At 68.5% G+C, this 18,543-nt stretch carries 20 protein-coding genes; 7 read left to right on the top strand and 13 right to left on the bottom strand.

Annotation, left to right across the window (positions count from 1 at the left end):
* Positions 1 to 13: 13 nt before the first annotated feature.
* The 3 genes from truB to SKC41_RS24175 are packed head-to-tail and all read right to left on the bottom strand — an operon-like array spanning position 14 to position 2,591.
* The gene (truB, locus tag SKC41_RS24185; RefSeq protein ID WP_330980233.1) at positions 14 to 922 is read right to left on the bottom strand and encodes a tRNA pseudouridine(55) synthase TruB; all 909 of its coding nucleotides are present in this window, start codon (positions 920 to 922) and stop codon (positions 14 to 16) included.
* The gene (gene pptT / locus SKC41_RS24180; protein ID WP_330980232.1) at positions 919 to 1,605 is read right to left on the bottom strand and encodes a 4'-phosphopantetheinyl transferase PptT; all 687 of its coding nucleotides are present in this window, start codon (positions 1,603 to 1,605) and stop codon (positions 919 to 921) included. Before pptT ends, truB begins: the two co-directional genes overlap by 4 nt.
* The gene (locus tag SKC41_RS24175; RefSeq protein ID WP_330980231.1) at positions 1,602 to 2,591 is read right to left on the bottom strand and encodes a metallophosphoesterase family protein; all 990 of its coding nucleotides are present in this window, start codon (positions 2,589 to 2,591) and stop codon (positions 1,602 to 1,604) included. Before SKC41_RS24175 ends, pptT begins: the two co-directional genes overlap by 4 nt.
* Before the next feature lie 183 nt (positions 2,592 to 2,774).
* On the opposite strand from SKC41_RS24175, the gene SKC41_RS24170 reads away from it, so the two are divergent.
* A complete protein-coding gene (locus tag SKC41_RS24170; RefSeq protein ID WP_330980230.1) occupies positions 2,775 to 3,353 on the top strand; it encodes a DUF3558 domain-containing protein in 579 nt (192 codons plus the stop codon).
* Between the two features lie 94 nt (positions 3,354 to 3,447).
* A complete protein-coding gene (locus SKC41_RS24165) occupies positions 3,448 to 5,163 on the top strand; it encodes a CocE/NonD family hydrolase (protein WP_330980229.1) in 1,716 nt (571 codons plus the stop codon).
* On the opposite strand, the gene SKC41_RS24160 is transcribed toward SKC41_RS24165, so the two are convergent.
* Together SKC41_RS24160 and SKC41_RS24155 are read right to left on the bottom strand one after the other, a co-directional pair.
* Positions 5,122 to 5,694, bottom strand: coding sequence for a DUF1802 family protein (locus tag SKC41_RS24160; protein WP_330980228.1), 573 nt, complete (start codon positions 5,692 to 5,694; stop codon positions 5,122 to 5,124). The genes SKC41_RS24165 and SKC41_RS24160 overlap by 42 nt on opposite strands.
* Positions 5,695 to 5,701: 7 nt before the next feature.
* Positions 5,702 to 5,971 carry a DUF2277 domain-containing protein gene (locus tag SKC41_RS24155; RefSeq protein WP_330980227.1) on the bottom strand — a complete coding sequence of 90 codons (270 nt, stop codon included), beginning with the start codon at positions 5,969 to 5,971 and terminating at the stop codon, positions 5,702 to 5,704.
* A 43-nt stretch (positions 5,972 to 6,014) separates the two neighbouring features.
* Between SKC41_RS24155 and SKC41_RS24150 the strand changes: the two genes are divergently transcribed.
* The 3 genes from SKC41_RS24150 to SKC41_RS24140 are packed head-to-tail and all read left to right on the top strand — an operon-like array spanning position 6,015 to position 7,548.
* A complete protein-coding gene (locus SKC41_RS24150; RefSeq protein ID WP_330980226.1) occupies positions 6,015 to 6,764 on the top strand; it encodes an enoyl-CoA hydratase in 750 nt (249 codons plus the stop codon).
* Positions 6,765 to 6,771: 7 nt separating this feature from the next.
* The gene (locus SKC41_RS24145; protein ID WP_330980225.1) at positions 6,772 to 6,912 is read left to right on the top strand and encodes a hypothetical protein; all 141 of its coding nucleotides are present in this window, start codon (positions 6,772 to 6,774) and stop codon (positions 6,910 to 6,912) included.
* Positions 6,913 to 6,966: 54 nt separating this feature from the next.
* Complete coding sequence (locus SKC41_RS24140) at positions 6,967 to 7,548, top strand: hypothetical protein (RefSeq protein WP_330980224.1); 582 nt, start codon at positions 6,967 to 6,969, stop codon at positions 7,546 to 7,548.
* A gap of 7 nt (positions 7,549 to 7,555) precedes the next feature.
* Here the strand turns inward: SKC41_RS24140 and SKC41_RS24135 are convergent, their stop codons facing one another.
* The 6 genes from SKC41_RS24135 to rimP form a co-directional block, all read right to left on the bottom strand.
* The gene (locus SKC41_RS24135; RefSeq protein WP_330980223.1) at positions 7,556 to 8,566 is read right to left on the bottom strand and encodes a DHH family phosphoesterase; all 1,011 of its coding nucleotides are present in this window, start codon (positions 8,564 to 8,566) and stop codon (positions 7,556 to 7,558) included.
* Positions 8,541 to 9,029, bottom strand: coding sequence for a 30S ribosome-binding factor RbfA (gene rbfA / locus SKC41_RS24130; protein ID WP_330980222.1), 489 nt, complete (start codon positions 9,027 to 9,029; stop codon positions 8,541 to 8,543). Before rbfA ends, SKC41_RS24135 begins: the two co-directional genes overlap by 26 nt.
* Positions 9,029 to 11,848, bottom strand: a complete 2,820-nt coding sequence (gene infB / locus SKC41_RS24125) for a translation initiation factor IF-2 (protein ID WP_330980221.1) — start codon at positions 11,846 to 11,848, stop codon at positions 9,029 to 9,031. The genes rbfA and infB overlap by 1 nt, the downstream gene beginning before the upstream one ends.
* Positions 11,849 to 11,911: 63 nt before the next feature.
* Positions 11,912 to 12,160 (bottom strand): YlxR family protein, encoded by a 249-nt coding sequence (locus SKC41_RS24120; protein WP_442931774.1) that lies wholly within the window; start codon positions 12,158 to 12,160, stop codon positions 11,912 to 11,914.
* Between the two features lie 186 nt (positions 12,161 to 12,346).
* Positions 12,347 to 13,402 (bottom strand): transcription termination factor NusA, encoded by a 1,056-nt coding sequence (nusA, locus tag SKC41_RS24115; protein WP_330980219.1) that lies wholly within the window; start codon positions 13,400 to 13,402, stop codon positions 12,347 to 12,349.
* Positions 13,399 to 13,932: a ribosome maturation factor RimP gene (rimP, locus tag SKC41_RS24110; RefSeq protein ID WP_330980218.1), complete on the bottom strand. Its 534-nt coding sequence runs from the start codon at positions 13,930 to 13,932 to the stop codon at positions 13,399 to 13,401. The genes nusA and rimP overlap by 4 nt, the downstream gene beginning before the upstream one ends.
* A gap of 202 nt (positions 13,933 to 14,134) precedes the next feature.
* Between rimP and SKC41_RS24105 the strand changes: the two genes are divergently transcribed.
* Both SKC41_RS24105 and SKC41_RS24100 read left to right on the top strand, forming a co-directional pair.
* Positions 14,135 to 14,674, top strand: a complete 540-nt coding sequence (locus SKC41_RS24105; protein ID WP_330980217.1) for a hypothetical protein — start codon at positions 14,135 to 14,137, stop codon at positions 14,672 to 14,674.
* Positions 14,671 to 15,117, top strand: coding sequence for a ferritin-like domain-containing protein (locus tag SKC41_RS24100; RefSeq protein ID WP_096286214.1), 447 nt, complete (start codon positions 14,671 to 14,673; stop codon positions 15,115 to 15,117). The genes SKC41_RS24105 and SKC41_RS24100 overlap by 4 nt, the downstream gene beginning before the upstream one ends.
* A 4-nt stretch (positions 15,118 to 15,121) precedes the next feature.
* Here the strand turns inward: SKC41_RS24100 and SKC41_RS24095 are convergent, their stop codons facing one another.
* Positions 15,122 to 16,870, bottom strand: coding sequence for a proline--tRNA ligase (locus SKC41_RS24095; protein ID WP_330980216.1), 1,749 nt, complete (start codon positions 16,868 to 16,870; stop codon positions 15,122 to 15,124).
* Between the two features lie 58 nt (positions 16,871 to 16,928).
* The gene (locus tag SKC41_RS24090; protein ID WP_330980215.1) at positions 16,929 to 18,533 is read right to left on the bottom strand and encodes an MFS transporter; all 1,605 of its coding nucleotides are present in this window, start codon (positions 18,531 to 18,533) and stop codon (positions 16,929 to 16,931) included.
* Between the last annotated feature and the right edge of the window lie 10 nt (positions 18,534 to 18,543).

Genomic DNA, 18,543 nt, shown 5'->3' with positions numbered 1-18,543 from the left:
GCCCGACTCCTCGTCAGAGCGTGCCGTTCTGCATCGTCGCGGGACGGATCACCACGACCGACTTGGTCCGCGAACCCTCGTCGCGCAGCAGCGCGATCACCCGGCCGGCGTCGTCGCTGGCGGCATAGACGCCGTCGATTCCGGTCGGCGACAACGGCCGGCCGTGACTGCTCGCCTCGGCCTCCTCGGGCGTCAGGACGCGGCGCGGGAACACCAGCAGGCACGCCTCGTCCAACGTCCAGCTCAGCCGTGGCCGCTCGGCGAGTTCGTCGAGCGTAAGCGCCTGGTCCAGCTCGAAGCGCCCGACCCGGCTGCGCCGCAACGCCGTCAGGTGCCCGCCCACCCCGAGCGCCGTGCCGAGGTCGCGGGCCAGCGCGCGGATGTAGGTTCCCGATGAGCAGTCGACGTCGACGTCGAGATCGATCACGTCGCCGCGGCGCCGGGTCGCCGACACCTCGAACCGGTCGATGCGCACCGGGCGGGCCTTGAGCTCCACGGCCTCGCCCTCGCGGACCCGTTGGTATGCGCGCTTGCCGTCGACCTTGATTGCGCTGACCGCCGATGGCACTTGCTCGATGTCGCCACGCAGCCCGGCGATCGCTTCAGCGACGGCCTGGTCCGTCACATGTGAGGCCGAAATAGTTTGCAGCAGTTCGCCTTCGGCGTCCTCGGTGGAGGTGGTCTGACCCAGGCGGATGGTGGCCGCATACGACTTCTCCGATGCAGTCAGCAGGCCGAGGATTTTGGTGGCGCGGTCGACTCCGATCACCAGCACACCGGTGGCCATCGGGTCCAGGGTCCCCGCGTGGCCCACCCGCCGGGTGGAAAAGATTCGTCGGCAGCGCCCCACCACGTCGTGACTGGTCATTCCGGCGGGCTTGTCGACGACGACCAATCCCGGACCGGTGGGGCTTTCGGTCATAGCACGATCGCGGTCAGCACGAGTTCGCGGTCGACCGACCAACGGCCCCGCAGCGCGGTCAGCGGCGGACCCGACAGCGCCCCAGGATCGATCAGGATCTGCGAGACGAACGTGCCGGCCGCCGGGCCGTCGGCCTCGAAGCTGATGTGGGCGTCTTCAAAACCCAGCCATCGCTTGGTCAGCGGGAACCACGCCTTGTACGTTGCTTCCTTGGCGCAGAACAGGATTCGATCCCAATGCAGACCATCCGGCATCGCCTGCGGAATTTCGGCGCGCTCCTCGGCCAGGCTGATCGCGTCCAGCACGCCATTGGGCAACACGTCGTGCGGCTCGGCGTCGATGCCCACCGAGCGCACCGCGGCACTGCGCCCCACCACCGCACCGCGATACCCCGTGCAGTGCGTGAGGCTGCCGACCACGCCCTCGGGCCAGCAGGGTTCGCCCTTGTCGCCCTTGAGGATTGGCGCCGGCGCCACGCCCAGCTCGCTCAGCGCGATCCGCGCACAGTACCTGACGGTGATGAACTCGTTGCGCCGCTTGGCCACCGACTTGGCGATCAGCGGCTCTTCTTCGGGTAGCGGGGTCAGGCCGGGCGGGTCGGAGTACACCTCCGAGTACGCCATCGCATGCGCCGTCTGCGAGGTCGCCGGCAACACCGACGACACCAACATGTCTGCGGTCATCGTGACTGTCGCTGCCGCAACTTTTCCCGGAACTGTTCGGACTGCGCCTTCATCTCGGGGGTGATCGTGAAGTGACCGCCGAAGTCGTTGAGGTAGCCGGGCGCGTATTTCGGATCGGGAAGGATCTGGCGCAGCCAGCTGTACGGCTTGCGGCGCCGCCACTCTCGCGGGTAGCCGACCGAGACTTCCTCGAAGCGCACGTCGTCGTACCACGTGGTCCGCGGGATGTGCAGGTGGCCGTAGACCGAGCAGACGGCGTTGTAACGGGTGTGCCAGTCGGCGGTCTTGGTGGTCCCGCACCACAGCGAGAACTCCGGATAGAACAACGCGTCGCACGGGTCGCGCACCAACGGGAAGTGGTTCACCAGAACGGTCGGTGTCATCCAGTCGAGTTGCTCCAGGCGGGCCCGGGTGATGTCCACCCGCTCCCGACACCACGCGTCGCGGCTGGGGTACGGCTCGCAGGAGAGCAGGAATTCATCGGTGGCCACCACGTTTTGCTGACGCGCGATTTCCAGGCCTTGGGCTTTGCTCAGCGCCCCCTCGGGCAAGAAGGTGTAGTCGTAGAGCAAGAACATCGGCACGATCGTCGCCGGGCCGCCGCGTTCGGTCCACACCGGGAAGGGATGTTCCGGCGTGATCACGCCCATCTCGTCGCACATGTTGACCAGGTAGTCGTAGCGGGCCTTGCCGAAGACCTGGTTGGGATCGCGATTGGTGGTCCACAGCTCGTGGTTGCCCGGCACCCAGATCACCTTGGCGAACCGGCGTCGCAGCAGGTCAAGGGCCCAACGGATCTCGTCGGTGCGCTCGGCGACGTCGCCGGCGACAATCAGCCAGTCATCCGGCGACGACGGATGCAGCGATTCGGTGACCGGCTTATTGCCCATGTGGCCGGTGTGCAAGTCGGAGACCGCCCACAGCGTCGGTTGGGGGGTCGGCTGTCCCCCATTAGTCGAGTCCTGCCCCGATTCTTTCCCTACCACGACTAACCAGCCTAACGACCCGGCGCGGCGGCCCCTGTCCCACTGCGGCTTTCGGCCCCGTTTCCGGCCCTGCTTCCGCCCTTTGCCACCTGCCGATTAGAACAAGTTCAGGTTTGGCTGTGACCTCTCGCACGTGACTTGTAAACTCCCCGCAAAAGGGACGGCCGAGGGGTAGGGGGTGTCATGTTTACCAAGGTGCGCCTGCTCGGGGCGCTCGGTGCGGTGATGACAGCGGTCGTGCTGGGCTGGCACGGCGCGCCGCCCGCACCCACCGGCGGCGGCAAGACCGTCGATCTGCGGTCGACGGCGCAGCCGATGGAAACCACGATGAAGAGCCCGATCATCGCCACCACCGACCCGAGCCCGTTCGATCCGTGCCGGGACATCCCGTTCGACGCGCTGCAGCGGCTCGGGCTGGCGTTCACCCCGCCCGAGCCCCAGGACGGCCTGCGCTGCCAATTCGACGCCGGCAACTATCAGCTGGCCGTCGAGCCCATCATCTGGCGCACCTACGAGCAGTCCCTGCCCCCCGACGCCCTCGAGACCACGATCCAGGGGCACCGCGCCGCGACCTACTGGGTGCTGAAACCGACCTACCACAACAGCTACTGGTTCTTCTCCTGCATGGTGGCGTTCAAGACCAGCTACGGCGTGCTGCAGCAGGCGCTGTTCTACTCGACCGTCTACTCCAACCCCGAGGTCGACTGCCCGTCGACCAACCTGCAGCGGGCCAACGACCTGATGCCGTACTACAAGTTCTAGCCGCGCCGTCCGCCGCTGAACAAGATGTTTTGTGGCTGAAATGAATTCGCGTCGGCGTCAATAACCACTGCCGGTCGGCCTTAACCTGATGAGCGTGAGCATGACATCGACTCGACGAGCCGAACCCGCGCTGCACAGCCTGACCGAGGCCGGCGTCAACGCCGCGGGGCGGCTGCTCGGTCTGCGGCCGGCCACCACCGGTTACCGCGTGAACCGAGTCGAAGTCCCGATGCGCGACGGGGTGCGGCTGGTCGCCGATCACTACGCACCGGCCACCTCCAGCCCGGCCGGCACCGTGCTGGTGCGCGGACCCTACGGGCGTGGATTTCCGTTCTCGCTGTTGTTCGCCCGGCCGTATGCCGCGCGCGGCTACCACGTGGTGCTGCAAAGTGTGCGCGGGACGTTCGGCTCCGCCGGCGTATTCGAGCCGATGGTCAACGAGGCCACCGACGGCGCCGACACGGTCGCCTGGTTGGTCGAGCAGCCGTGGTTCACCGGCAGCTTTGCCACGATCGGACCGTCCTATCTGGGCTTCACCCAATGGGCGATATTGCAGAAGCCACCGCCCCAGCTGGCCGCGGCGGTGATCACCGCGGGCCCGCACGATTTCGCGGACTCGGTCTACGGCACCGGGTCGTTTGCGGTCAGCGACTTTCTGGGCTGGAGCGATCTCGTTGCCCATCAGGAAGACCCGATCCGCCTCAAGTCGGGCATCCGGCAACTGCGGGCGCCGCGACGGGTCGCCAAGGCGGTCGCCGGGGCGCCGTTCGGCGCGTCGGCCCGTCGGATGCTGGGCGCCGGGGCGCCGTGGTTCGAGTCGTGGGTGGAAAATCCCGACCCGGACCACCCATTCTGGGAACGGCTGCGGTTCGGCTCCTCACTGGATCGCGTGCAGGTGCCGGTGCTGTTGCTCGGTGGCTGGCAGGACATCTTCGTACGGCAAACGATGCAGCAATACGGCCGCCTGCGCCGCCGCGGCATCGACGTCGCGATGACGATCGGCCCCTGGACACACACCGAGCTGCTCACCAAGGGGCTGGGCACCAGCCTGCGCGAAACACTGGACTGGCTGGACACCCATCTGGCGGGCACCGCGTCGCTCGGCCGCCCCGGCAGGGTCCGCGTTTGCGTCACCGGCCAGGGCTGGCGCAACCTGCCGGACTGGCCGCCCGCCACCTCGCAACGCGCGCTGTACCTGCGGCCCGGCCGCTACCTGGACGACACGTCGCCCACCGACCTGCCGAAGCTGCCGCCGGCGACCTTCCGCTACGACCCCGCCAATCCGACGCCGACCATCGGCGGTGCGCTGCTATCTCCGATCGGCGGCTACCGCGACGACAGTCGCCTCGCGTTGCGCGACGACGTGCTGACCTTCACCAGCGCCACCCTGCTGCACGATCTGTGCGTATACGGGAACCCGGTCGTCGAGCTGGCGCACCGCTCGAACAATCCGAACGTCGACCTGTTCGTTCGGGTCAGCGAGGTCTTCGATATCGGGGCCAAGGGCCGGTCGCGCAACGTCAGCGATGGCTACCGGCGGCTGTCCGCGCCGGCGAAGACCGTCAAGATCGAACTCGACCCGATCGCGCACCGCTTCCGCGCCGGCTCGCGGATCCGGCTGCTTATCACCGGCAGCTGGTCGCCCCGCTACGCGCGCAACCTGGGCACCGGCGAGCCGACGCTGACGGCGCGGCATCTGAAACCGGCTACCCACAGCATCACCTACGGGCGCTCCCGGCTGCTGCTTCCGATCGGGCCGCTCGACCTGTCAGCCAACGGCGTCGCGAATCCGGGCGGCGACGTCGGCTAGTACGGCTTGGTCATGAACGGAGTCGTGGGTCGGCGCCGCGAAGGCCGGCCGCACGGGCAGCTGCACCCAGCTGGTGCAGCCGCCGTACTCGGGAGTGCGGGTCAGGCGTATCGGCTCGACCAGCGGGCTGACCGACACCACCAGCGCGGCGAGTTTGTGCTTGGGCCGGAAATCGAGCCGGTCGGCACGCACCGACTCGGCGGTCCAGATGTGCAGATCCTCGATCTCCGGCAGCTGCTCTGGCCGGTTAACCTCCAGTGCCGCAACCACTTTCGCCGCCGCACGGATCACCAGCCGATCCTCGGTACTATCGGTCGCCGCGGCGGCCAGCAGGTCGCGATGCTCGGGCCGCACCCGCTCGGCGTGGCTGTGCGCAACCGTCGGAAACAGCAAGAACTCCGAAGATGCGACTTCGAACCGCTTCTCCCCGATGCCGCCCTTGCGTAACAGCACGTACTGACGACCCTGCAGCAGAGCATGCACGGCCGCGCTCCACTCCTTGAGCGCGGGCGTCGTTGCGGTCAGCGTCATTTCAGCATCATTTCGACGCGGCGAGGCGGGCGACGACCTCGGGTCGGCGCAACGGGGGCACCGTCTTGGGCGGCTGGCGCCGCGGCGGCAGCGACTCCAGCAAGCGCGTCGTCGTCTGCGTGACCTCGGCGACCGCGGCCTCGAACGCCTCGACGTTGGCGGCCGATGGGCGCGTGATGCCACTGACTTTGCGCACATACTGGCGCGCCGCCGCGGCAATCTCCTCGGCGGTGGCCGACGGCTGCAAACCGCGCAGTTCGGTGATGTTCCGGCACATCCCTCAACGATAGGCGCAGCGAGTGACCCTCTACGGTGATGCCATGAGCGACGACATCCTGCTGATCTCCACCGACGAGCGGGTGCGCACCCTGACCCTGAACCGGCCGCAGTCCCGCAATGCGCTGTCCTCGGCGCTGCGGGATCGGTTCTTCGGGGCGCTGACGGAGGCCGAAACCGATGACGACGTCGACGTGGTGATCCTCACCGGCGCCGATCCGGTGTTCTGCGCCGGGCTGGATCTCAAGGAGCTGGGCGATTCGACGGCACTGCCCGACATTTCGCCGCGATGGCCATCGATGACCAAGCCGGTGATCGGCGCGATCAACGGAGCCGCGGTCACCGGCGGGCTGGAGCTGGTGCTGTACTGCGACATCGTGATCGCGTCGGAGCAGGCCCGCTTCGCCGACACCCACGCCCGGGTCGGCCTGCTGCCGACCTGGGGCCTGTCTGTTCGGCTGCCCCAGAAGGTGGGCGTGGGTCTGGCCCGGCGGATGAGCATGACCGGTGATTACCTGTCCGCTTTCGACGCGCTGCGCGCCGGGCTGGCCACCGAGGTGGTGCCGCACGACCGGCTGCTGCCCACGGCACGCCAGGTGGCCGCGTCGATCGTCGGCAACAACCAGAACGCCGTGCGCGCGCTGCTGGCCTCCTACCACCGCATCGACGAGTCGCAGACCAGCGAGGGCCTGTGGCTGGAAGCCATGGCGGCCAGGCAGTTTCGGACCACCGGCGACGACATCGCCGCCAACCGGGAGGCCGTGCTGCAACGCGGGCGGGCTCAGGTGCGGTAGTGGCGGTATGCGCGATCATCGCGACGGCGTAATTGCCTGCTTCGGGCAAATCGAATTGAACGCCTTCGGCTCGGTGATCCCCCACAATTTCGCTTTATCTGCCGTTGGCCGGACCGGCGAAATTTTTGATCGCCAGGCGCGCCAATAGCCAATACGATCCCAACAAACGACCCGAAACAATTCGGCACTGCAGGAGGAATCGATGCGCATGATCGTCGACCTCACCATGCGGGTTCTCGGCGTCTCGGCACTGGTCATCGCATCGGCGATCGCGTCCGGACAGCACGCGGCCGCACAGCCGCCGCCGCGATTTCCCAATCTCGACGCATTCACCGCGGTTCCGGCCGACGGATATGTCTCCACATCGTTGCCCGGAAACGCACCCCGGATAATCTTTTCGGCGCCGAACTCGGTGGTGTGCGACTTCTACGGCGGCCCGGCGCCCGCGCCGCAACCCTCACAAGACATCAAGTGCAATGGCGAAGTGCCCGGAATAGACGACGTTCTCTTTCCCGGCGGCGGCCACCCGAGACCGGGCGACTGTGTGCAGGGCTCGGTCAGTTTCAAGGGACCCGGCTACGAATTGAGCCGGATGACCTACGGCGGATGCGGCGGCAACCCGGCCGCATTGCCCTACGCCGGTAAGCCATTGGCCGCCGGGCAGAAATTGTCCCATCTCAACGTCACCTGCGCGGTGGGCGCCGACAACATGATCGCCTGTCTGGATACCACCAGTGGGGACCACGGATTCGTCCTGCAGTCGGTGGGAAGCTGGGCGTTCTAGCCCAGCTCTAACCAAGCGCCGCCCGCAGCGAGGCCACCACCTCGTCGATCGGGCCGGAGGTCGAATAGCCGGCGGCGAGCCGGTGGCCACCGCCACCGAACACCGACGCGACGGCGGCCAGGTCCACCTCGGCCTTCGCCCGCATCGACACCGACCACTGTTGCGGGTCAATTTCTTTGAACACCGCGGCGACCTCGGCCTGCTGCGTGGTGCGCACGATATCGACGATGCTCTCGACTTCCTCCGGACGTGAACTGGTCCAGTCCTGGTTGTCGACGACCGCGTACACCAGCCCACGCCCCTCGACCGCGTCCGGCACCAGTTGCGCCGAGCCGAGCACCCGCGACAGCAGTGGCAGCCACACGAACGGGTGCGTGTCCATCAGCGTCCGGCTGATCTTGGCGTTGTCCACACCGAGCTCGACCAGCCGGGCGGCCAGCCGGAAGGCGCGGGCACTGGCCCAGCGGAACGAGCCGGTGTCGGTGGTCAGTCCGGCGTAGATGCAGTGCGCGACGTCGCGGTCGATCGGCTTGCCCCAGGCGTCGAGCAGTTCGGCCACCAAGAACGTCGTCGAATCCGCGGACGGGTCAACGTAATTCGCGGTACCGAACATCTCGTTGGAGGCGTGGTGATCGATCACCAGCAGCGGCTGGTCCGGGCCGAACGCGTCGCCGAGCGCGCCGAGCCTCTTGCGGCTCGGAACATCCACCGTCACAACCAAATCGACGTCCCGGCGCATCCTGTCCGGGCTCACCAGCAGCTGGCACCCGGGCAGCGAAAGCAGCGACTCCGGCAGCGTGGCCGGTGCGGCGAAGCTCACCTCGACGTCTTTGTCGCTTCGGTCGAGCACCGTGGCCAGCGCCAAGCCTGCACCGATGGTGTCGGCGTCGGGATGGACGTGGCAGATCACCCCGATTGTCGTTGCCGCCGAAAGCAACTCGGCGGCAACCACGGCGTCCACCCGCGCCCCCGCGATCGGGGCGCGGGCCAGCTCAGTCTTCGGGTCGATGGTCGTCACCGCGGTCCTCGCCGTCCGCTGCCCCCGTCGCCGCCCCGCTCTCACGGTAGGGATCGGCCTCCCCGGCCGGCTTGGCCCCCACCCGGACCCGCGCCACGTCGGCGTCGGCCGCACGGGCACGCGCCAGCAGCTCGTCCATCCGCGCCACGGTGTCGGTCGTCGTGTCCCGGGTGAACGTCAGCGTCGGAGTGAAGCGCACACCGGTGCCCGCACCGACCATGGTGCGCAACGTTCCCTTGGCCCGCTCCAGCGCGGCAGCGGCCCCCTCGTAGTCGGGCTCGTCGTCCAGTGTGGGTCCCAGCACGGTGTAGAACACCGTCGCGTCGTGCAGGTCGGCGGTCACCTTCGTGTCGACGATGGTCACCCCATCCAGTCTCGGATCCTTGATCTCGAATTCGATCGCCGAGGCGACGATGGTGTTGATCCTCTTGGCCAGCCGGCGCGCCCGTGCAGGGTCTGCCATCAGGCGCGTTCCTTCTCGACGAGCTCGAAGGACTCGATGACGTCGCCTTCCTTGATGTCGGAATAGGTCAGCGTCATACCGCATTCGAAGCCGTCGCGAACCTCGGTCACGTCGTCCTTCTCGCGGCGCAGCGAGGAGATCGTCAAGTTGTCGGCGACCACGATGTTGTCGCGCAACAACCGGGCCTTGGCGTTGCGTCGCACGACGCCGGAGGTGATCAGGCAGCCGGCGATGACACCGACCTTCGAGGACCGGAAGATCGCGCGGATCTCGGCGCGGCCCAGCTGGTTCTCCTCGTAGATCGGCTTGAGCATGCCGCGCAGGGCCTTCTCGATCTCGTCGATGGCCTGGTAGATCACCGAGTAGTAGCGGATGTCCACGCCTTCACGGTTGGCCAGCTCGGTCGCCTTGCCCTCGGCACGCACGTTGAAGCCGATGATCACCGCGTCCGAGGCCGACGCCAGGTTGACGTTGGTCTCGGTGATGCCACCGACGCCGCGGTCGATGACGCGCAGTTCCACCTCGTCGTCGATCTCGATTCCCAGCAGGGCCTCTTCGAGCGCCTCGACGGTACCGGCGTTGTCGCCCTTGAGGATCAGGTTCAGCTGGCTGGTTTCCTTCAGCGCCGAGTCCAGGTCTTCCAGGCTGATCCGCTTGCGCGAACGTGCCGCGAGCGCGTTGCGCTTGCGCGCGCTGCGCCGGTCGGCGATCTGGCGGGCGATCCGGTCCTCGTCGACGACCAACAGGTTGTCACCGGCGCCGGGCACCGACGTGAAACCGATGACCTGCACCGGCCGCGACGGCAGCGCCTCGTGGACGTCCTCGCCGTGCTCGTCGACCATCCGCCGGACACGGCCGTAGGCGTCGCCGGCGACGATCGAGTCACCGACCCGCAGCGTGCCGCGCTGGATCAGCACGGTGGCGACGGGTCCGCGACCGCGGTCCAGGTGCGCCTCGATCGCCACACCCTGGGCTTCCATGTCGGGGTTGGCCCGCAGGTCCAGGGCGGCATCGGCGGTCAGCAGCACCGCTTCTTCCAGCGCCTCGATATTGGTGCCCTGCTTGGCCGAGATGTCGACGAACATCGTGTCGCCACCGAAATCCTCGGCCACCAAACCGTATTCGGTGAGCTGGCCGCGAATCTTGGCCGGGTCGGCGCCTTCCTTGTCAATCTTGTTGACCGCCACCACAATCGGCACGTCGGCCGCCTGCGCGTGGTTGATCGCCTCCACCGTCTGCGGCATCACGCCGTCGTCGGCGGCGACCACCAGGATCGCGATGTCGGTGGCCTTGGCACCGCGGGCACGCATGGCGGTGAACGCCTCGTGACCCGGGGTGTCGATGAAGGTGATCAGCCGTTCGCTGCCCTCGAAGTCGACCCCGACCTGGTAGGCACCGATGTGCTGGGTGATGCCGCCGGCCTCGCCCTCGCGGACGCTGGCGTTTCGGATGGTGTCCAGCAGTCGGGTTTTACCGTGGTCGACGTGACCCATCACGGTCACCACCGGCGGGCGGGTCTGCAGATCGTCCTCGCCGCCCTCGTCCTCGCCGTAGGTTAGGTCGAACGACTCCAGCAGCTCACGGTCTTCGTCCTCTGGACTGACGACCTGGACGACGTAGTTCATCTCGCTGCCCAGCAGCTCGAGCGTCTCGTCGCCGACCGACTGGGTCGCGGTGACCATCTCGCCGAGGTTGAACAGCGCCTGCACCAGCGAAGCGGGGTTGGCGTTGATCTTGTCGGCGAAGTCGGAGAGCGACGCGCCGCGGGCCAGCCGGATGGTCTCGCCGTTGCCGTGCGGCAACCGCACCCCACCGACGACCGGGGCCTGCATGTTCTCGTACTCGGCGCGTTTCGCCCGCTTCGACTTGCGACCGCGCCGGGGCGCACCACCGGGCCGGCCGAACGCACCGGCCGCACCGCCGCGCTGGCCGGGACGGCCACCGCCGCCACCACCACCGGGACGACCTTGGAAACCGCCGCCACCGCCGGGCGCGGCACCGACGCCGCCACCGCCGCCGCGGTAGTTACCGCCGCCGCCGCCTTCGCGGCCACCGCCGGGACCACCGGGCCGGCCACCGCCGGGACGGGCGCCGCCGCCGGGCCGCGGGCCACGGAACCCACCGCCGGAGGCGCCGCTACCACCACCGGGACGCGGCGGCATGCTGCCCGGCGACGCACCGCCGCCGGGCCGCGGGGCACCGGGCCGGGGCGCACCCGGGCGTGGCGCCTGCGGACGTGGAATGGGCCGGTCGACGGGCTGCGCCGACGAGAACGGGTTGTTGCCGACGCGCGGGGTACGGGCCGCCGGCTTCGGCATCGGGCCGGGCCGCGGGCCGGGCGTCGCACCGGGCGACGGCGGCTGCTGGCCGGGCGCCTGGCCGCCGGGCGACGGCGGTTTCGGCTGCGCGGGCGACGGCGCCGCGGGACGCGCGGGCGGCGGTGCGGGCCGTCGGGGCGCAGGCGTCGGCGCCGCGGACGTTTCGGTCCGCGCCGCCGGGGCGGGCTGGGCGGCCGGGGCAGCCGCTGTGTCAGCGGGCTTCGCCGGGGCGGTCGTCGCCTCACCGTTACCGGAGGGCTTCTGAATCGCCCTGTCCAGTGCCTTGTCGAGCGAGCGGTCCGGGGCCTTCGGGGCGCTCTTGACGCCGGCCGACGGCTTGCCGCCACCGAACGACTCGCGCAGCCGCCGCGCTACCGGCGCTTCTACGGTCGACGATGCGGATTTGACGAATTCGCCCTGTTCATTCAGCCGGGCGAGAACTTCCTTGCTGGTGACACCGAGTTCCTTAGCCAACTCGTGTACGCGGGCCTTACCTGCCACTACATCTCCTGTCTATGAGGCGACAGCAGCGGGCCGCGCCTCGGGTTTAGCTATGACGCATGGTCATCGGGACTTCACGGTGTGCTCATGTTCTTCGCTACCTGTTCTGTTGCCGGGTGAGTCGAGTACCTCTAAGTACTCGACCAACGCGGATGTGTCCGGTGGACGGTCGATGCGCAGCGCCTTGGTGAAAGCCCGCCGCCGGATCGCTTCGGCCGCGCACCGCGGTACGGGATGCAGCCACGCACCCCGCCCCGGCAGGCGGGTCGCCGTGTCAACGATTACGGCGTACTCGCCGTTCCCGCTGGACACTGCCACCACTCGGAGCAATTGGACGGCCAACTCTCGCTTCCGGCACCCGACACACGTCCGCACGGGTCCGCCCGTGTGTGTGCGCGCCGCGGCCGAAGGCTCGCGCTGGATCACGGCTCAGTCTAGCGTCACGGAACCGATGGTCAGAACCACCCGCAACCGCACCGTAACCTGCGCGCCCGATCGCTAGTGATCGTGAGCCATCGGGTGGCTGGTGTCATGTTCGGGCTGGTCCTCCGATGCGCCTGCCGAAGCAGCGGGCGAATCGCCGCGGATGTCGATGCGCCAGCCGGTGAGCCGGGCGGCCAACCGCGCATTCTGCCCTTCCTTGCCGATCGCCAGGGACAGCTGGAAGTCGGGCACCACCACGCGGGCCGCGCGGGCGCTCTGGTCGATCACCGACACCGAGACCACCTTGGCCGGCGACAGGGCGTTGGCGACGAAGCGGGCCGGATCCTCGTCGTAGTCGATGATGTCGATCTTCTCCCCGGACAGCTCGCTCATCACGTTGCGGACCCGCTGCCCCATCGGCCCGATGCACGCGCCCTTGGCGTTCAGGCCCGGCACCTTTGACGCGACGGCGATCTTGGACCGATGGCCCGCCTCGCGCGCCACCGCCACGATCTCCACCGATCCGTCGGCGATCTCGGGCACTTCCAGCGAGAACAGCTTGCGCACCAGGTTGGGATGGGTGCGCGACAACGTGATCACCGGCTCACGGGATCCGCGCGTCACGCCGACCACGTAGCAGCGCACCCGATTGCCGTGTTCGTAGCTCTCGCCGGGCACCTGTTCGGCCGCGGGGATGACGCCCTCAGAGGCCTTGGTTTCGCTGCCCATCCGCACGACGACCAGACCGCGGGCGTTCGCGCGGCTGTCACGCTGAATCACGCCGGCGACGATTTCGCCCTCGCGGGTGGAGAACTCGCCGTAGGTGCGCTCGTTCTCGGCGTCGCGGAAACGCTGCAGCATCACCTGGCGCGCGGTGGTAGCCGCGATCCGCCCGAATCCTTCGGGGGTGTCGTCCCATTCGCTGATGACGTTGCCGTCCTCGTCGACCTCGCGGGCCATCACCTTCACGACGCCGGTCTTGCGGTCGATCTCGATCCGCGCATCGTTCTGGTGGCCCTGGGTGTGCCGGTAGGCGGTCAGCAACGCCGACTTGATCGTCTCGAGCAGTTCATTGACCGAGATGCCCCGGTCCACCTCGATCGCGTGCAGCGCGCCCATGTCGATATTCATGCTCCGGCCTCCGTCCTGTCGGCCTCACGGACACCCGCCAAATCCAGTTCAGCTGCCGATGGCGACGAAAACTCAACCTGGACAACCGCTTTCGCGATCTCGGCGAGCGGGATCTCGCGCACCGCCCAGTCGCGGCCGTCGCGGACCACCAGCGCCACCGCGTCGGCACCGCTCTGTCCCACCCGGCCGGTCAACCGCGATCCGTCCGCCAGCTCCAGCTCGACCTTGCGGCCGCGTGCGCGGCGGAAGTGCTTCTCGTTGGTGAGCGGACGGTCCACCCCGGGCGAGGAGACCTCGAGCACGTAGCTGTCGCCGATGCCGTCCAACCCGTCCAGCAAAGCCGATGCCGACCGTGACAGGGTCGCGACGGTGTCCAAATCCAGAGCGGTGTCGCCGTCGGCAATCACCGTGATACGGGGCGGGCGCACCCGGGGGTCGATGACCACGTCTTCGATTTCATAGCCGGCGCGCGCGAACTCTCCACCGAGTAGCTCGATCACCTGCGTCTGCGACGGTAGCCCGGTGGTCACGGCGAGCTCCTCATCTTGAGTTGTCCGGTCATCTGGCTGATGTCGCCGCCCACCCATCTTCGGGCGGCTTCCGGCGTCTCGGTGGAACCGCTTCGTGTTCCGCGAGAACCGGCTACCAACGATACGCCAGGAATCGCGTATGACGAGGTGATCGCGTAGGTCGAGGTCCTGGCGGCAGGCCTGGCCGCCGCCCAATGGCAGGATGTTGGGCGTGCCTAGCGCTGTACCCGTCACGAGCCGGCGGGGTGTGCTCGCCGGGGGTGCCGCGCTTGCTGCGCTCGGGGTGGTCGTATCCGCCTGCGGTGAGTCCCCGCCGAAACCCCCAGCGGTCGAACAACTGTTGGGTCCGTTAGACCAGGCCAGACACGACAGTGCGCTCGCCGGTGCCGCCGCCGCGGCCGTCGGCGTCGCGCCGCAGGTCGCGGCCGCGCTGTCGGTGGTGGCAAGCCAGCGCGCCGCGCACGCCCGCGCGCTGTCCACCGAGATCGCCCGAGCAGCCGGCAAGCTCAGCGCCTCCACCAGCGAAACCACCGGCGCCGCCCCCAGTCCGGCCGCGCCGGCAGGGCCACCGCCGCCACCCCCGGTGTCCGACGTGATCAATGCGCTGAAGACCTCGGCCGACAACGCCGCCCGCCTGGTGTCGGCCGAGTCCGGCTACCGGGCCGGGCTGCTCGCGTCGATCGCCGCGTCATGCACGGCGTCCTACCTGGTTGCACTGGTGCCCGGGGGGCCGTCGATATGACCTCCGGCAAAGACGCCGACAACCAGGCGCTCTGCGATGCACTGGCCGTCGAGCACTCGACGATCTACGGCTACGGCATCGTGTCCGCGCTCTCGCCGCCCAGCGTCAACAACCTGGTGGTCGAGGCGCTGCTGCAACACCGCCAGCGTCGCGATGACGTGATCGCCATGCTGGCCGCCCGCAAGGTCACCCCACCACCCGCCGCCGCGGGCTATCAGTTGCCGCTGCTGGTGGGCAGTCCGGCCGACGCGGCTCGCCTGGCGGTGCGGATGGAAAACGACGGCGCGACGGCGTGGCGCGCGGTCACCGAGCACGCCGAGACCGCCGACGACCGTGCGTTCGCCTCGACGGCCCTGACCCAGAGCGCGGTGATGAGCGCCCGATGGAGCCGCATCCTGGGCGCCTGGCCGATCACGAGCAGTTTCCCGGGCGGCAACGAATAACCGGCTAGCCGGACATCGCGTTCACGATGGCGGTGGCCAGCGAGACCCCGGCCGCCAGTTCGCGCGTCTGCCCGCCGAAGCGGTCGCGCAGCTCCACGACGCCGTTGGCCCAACCCCGGCCGACCACGACGATCCAGGGCATCCCGAGCAGCTCGGCGTCTTTGAACTTGACCCCGGGCGAGGCGGTGCGGTCGTCCAGCAACACCTCGAGGCCGAGCCGACTCAGGTCGGCGGCCAGCGTCGTGGCGCCTTGGCGGGCCTCGGCATCTTTGTTGGCGATCACCAGGTGCACGTCGAACGGCGCAATCGATGCCGGCCAGCGCAGGCCCAGCTCGTCGTGCTGCTGCTCGGCGACGACGGCGACCAGCCGTGACACCCCGATGCCGTAGGAGCCCATCGTCAGTCGCACCGGCTTGCCGTCCTCGCCGAGCACGTCGACGGCGAACGCGTCGGTGTATTTGCGGCCCAGCTGGAAGATGTGCCCGATCTCGATGCCGCGCGCCATGATCAGCGGGCCGGCACCGTCGGGAGACGGGTCGCCTTCGCGCACTTCGGCGGCCTCGATGGTGCCGTCGGCGGTGAAGTCACGGCCGGCCACCAGCCCGACCACATGTCTCCCCGGCTCGTCGGCACCGGTGATCCAGCTGGTGCCGTCCACCACCCGCGGGTCGACGAGATAGCGAACCCCGTTGTCCCGCAAGGCCTTCGGACCGATATAGCCCTTCACCAGGAACGGGTACTTGGCGAAATCGGCGTCGCCGAGCAATTCGTATTCGGCCGGCTCCAGCGCGGCGCCCAGCCGTTTGTCGTCGACCTCACGGTCCCCGGGCACCCCGATGGCCAGCAGCTCCCACTCGCCGCCCGGCGCGCGGACCTTGACCAGAACGTTCTTCAGCGTGTCGGCCGCGGTGACGGTGCGGCCCAGGCCGGCGCCGTTGGCCCACTGGACCAGCGTGGCGATGGTCGGGGTATCGCCGGTGTCGTGCACGACCGCCTCGGGCAGCCCGTCGACAGGCCTGGCCTCGGGCTGGGCGGTGAGCACCGCTTCGACGTTGGCCGCATACCCGGATTCCACGCACCGGACGAAGGTGTCCTCACCGATCGGGCTCTCGGCCAGGAACTCTTCCGACGCGCTGCCGCCCATCGCGCCCGACACCGCCGACACGATCACGTAGCGAACCTGCAACCGGTCGAAGATGCGCTGGTAGGCCTCCCGGTGCGCGTGGTAGGCCGCCTTGAGCCCGGCGGCGTCGATGTCGAAGGAGTAAGAGTCCTTCATCACGAATTCTCTGGCCCGCAGGATGCCGGCGCGCGGCCGGGCCTCGTCGCGGTACTTGATCTGAATTTGGTACAGGGTCAGCGGGAAATCCTTGTAGGAGCTGTACTCGCCCTTGACGGCCAGGGTGAAGAACTCTTCGTGCGTGGGAGCGAGCATGTAGTCGTTCCCGCGGCGGTCCTGCACCCGGAACACCCCGTCGCCGTACTCGGTCCAGCGATTCGTCGTCTCATACGGCCCGCGCGGGAGCAGCCCGGGGAACAGAATCTCCTGCCCGCCAATCGCATTCATCTCCTCGCGGACAACGCGTTCGATATTGCGCAGCACCCGCAGCCCCAGCGGCAGCCAGCTGTACAGCCCGGGGGCGACCTGCCGGATGTATCCGGCCCGCACCAGCAGTTTGTGGCTGGGCACTTCGGCGTCGGCGGGATCGTCGCGCAGGGTGCGCAGGAACAGCTCGGACATCCGGGTGATCACAGCGGGCCAGCCTAGCGTGACGACTCACGGCGTCCAGCCGTGGGAAAGGACAGACGAGTTACAGCTCGCCGGCGTCGATGGCTTCCTTGACCTCTTGCGCGTGCGCGACCTGCTCCGGGGTGTACCCGATGAACAGGGCGGCAAGGCCGACGATGACGGCCGTGCCGGCCACCCACAGCAATCCGTAGGTGTAGCCGTGGTCAAGCGCCTGCAATTGGGCGTCGTTCATCCCCTTCACCGGGCCGGTGGTGCCGCCCAGGTACAGCGTGCGTGAGGTGATGACGGCCTGGATGACGGCCAGCACCAGCGGGCCGCCCAGGCTTTGCAGCATCAGCGTCATCGCCGACACCGGGCCGATCTGGTCGAAACCGACGCCCGCGATCGCGGCCAGCGTCAGCGGGACGACGACCATGCCGATGCCGATTCCGCCGACGACGATCGGCAGCACCAGGTTCGGGAAGTAAGGGACGCCGCGGTGCATGAACGCCCAGCCGTAGATCATGGCCAGCAGCAGCAGCCAGCCGCCGCCGATGGTCAGCACTCGCGGCGAGAACCGCGACACCAGCTGCGAGGAGATACCCAGACCGATGCCCATCGCGATGACGAACGGGATGAATCCGACCCCGGCGCGCAGCGCGCTGTAGCCCAGGATGTCCTGAACGTAGAGGCCGATGCAGACGGTGAGGCTGAACATCACGCCACCGGCCAGCAGGATCGCGGTGAAGGTGACCAGGCGGTTGCGGTCGCGGAACAACTGGAACGGCACGACGGGATTCTCGGCGGTGCGCTCGACGATGGCGAACGCGATGGCGGCGGCCACGGCGACGACACCCGAACCGAGGGTGATCGCCGATATCCAGCCTTTTTCCGGGCCCATCGAGAAAGCGAACACCGCAGCGGTGCAGGCCAAGGTGGCCAGCATGGCCCCGGTGGCATCGAGCTTCATCCGCTCTCGGTTGGTTTCGCGCAGCGCGGTGCGCGCCAGGTAGATCATCGCCAGCCCGATCGGCACGTTGACCAGGAACGCGAGCCGCCACGACCACTCGGTCAGCGCCCCGCCGACGACCAGGCCCATCACCGAGCCGATCGCGGTCATCGCGGCGAACACCGCGGTGGCCGCGTTGCGCGCCGGGCCCTTGGCAAACGTCGTCGCTACCAGCGCCAGACCGGTCGGCGAGGCGATGGCCGACCCGACACCCTGGGACAGCCGGGCGATGACCAGCGTCGCCTCGTCCCAGGCCACCGCGCACAGGATCGAGGAGATGGTGAACAGCGTGACGCCGACGATGAAGGTGCGTTTGCGGCCGATGGTGTCACCGAGGCGCCCGCCCAGCAGCATCAGCCCGCCGAAGGTGAGCACATAGGCGGTGATCACCCAGCTACGGCCGGCGTCCGACAGGCTCAGCTCGTTCTGAATCTTAGGAAGCGCGACGATCGCGACGGTGCTGTCCATCGTTGCCAGCAGCTGCATGCCGCCGATGGCGATCACCGCGGCGATGAAGCGCCGAGAAGGCAGCCAGGCCGGATAATACCTGCTAGTGCGCGTGGTGGCGGACCCGGCAGTGGTCTCCGACGGGCGCTCGGTGCGCTGCGGAGCCGGACGATCGGGGCGCGTTGCGGACCAGTTTCGGGCCGCGCGCTCAGTGTCGTTGAGGGCCGTCATAACGAGTTAC

It is taken from the genome of Mycobacterium sp. 050128, from assembly GCF_036409155.1.
Lineage (GTDB): Bacteria > Actinomycetota > Actinomycetes > Mycobacteriales > Mycobacteriaceae > Mycobacterium.
Note: the sequence above shows the minus strand (reverse complement) of the source record. Positions and strands in the feature narration are given on the sequence as shown.

Coding starts and splice junctions, on each gene's coding strand:
- SKC41_RS24160 (WP_330980228.1), bottom strand. CDS start 5,694: ATGACGCTGACCGCAACGACGCCCGCGCTCAAGGAGTGGAGCGCGGCC.
- SKC41_RS24155 (WP_330980227.1), bottom strand. CDS start 5,971: ATGTGCCGGAACATCACCGAACTGCGCGGTTTGCAGCCGTCGGCCACC.
- SKC41_RS24145 (WP_330980225.1), top strand. CDS start 6,772: ATGCGCGATCATCGCGACGGCGTAATTGCCTGCTTCGGGCAAATCGAA.
- SKC41_RS24150 (WP_330980226.1), top strand. CDS start 6,015: ATGAGCGACGACATCCTGCTGATCTCCACCGACGAGCGGGTGCGCACC.
- SKC41_RS24090 (WP_330980215.1), bottom strand. CDS start 18,533: ATGACGGCCCTCAACGACACTGAGCGCGCGGCCCGAAACTGGTCCGCA.
- truB (WP_330980233.1), bottom strand. CDS start 922: ATGACCGAAAGCCCCACCGGTCCGGGATTGGTCGTCGTCGACAAGCCC.
- nusA (WP_330980219.1), bottom strand. CDS start 13,402: ATGAATATCGACATGGGCGCGCTGCACGCGATCGAGGTGGACCGGGGC.
- SKC41_RS24105 (WP_330980217.1), top strand. CDS start 14,135: ATGTTGGGCGTGCCTAGCGCTGTACCCGTCACGAGCCGGCGGGGTGTG.
- pptT (WP_330980232.1), bottom strand. CDS start 1,605: ATGACCGCAGACATGTTGGTGTCGTCGGTGTTGCCGGCGACCTCGCAG.
- SKC41_RS24170 (WP_330980230.1), top strand. CDS start 2,775: ATGTTTACCAAGGTGCGCCTGCTCGGGGCGCTCGGTGCGGTGATGACA.
- rbfA (WP_330980222.1), bottom strand. CDS start 9,029: ATGGCAGACCCTGCACGGGCGCGCCGGCTGGCCAAGAGGATCAACACC.
- SKC41_RS24100 (WP_096286214.1), top strand. CDS start 14,671: ATGACCTCCGGCAAAGACGCCGACAACCAGGCGCTCTGCGATGCACTG.
- SKC41_RS24140 (WP_330980224.1), top strand. CDS start 6,967: ATGCGCATGATCGTCGACCTCACCATGCGGGTTCTCGGCGTCTCGGCA.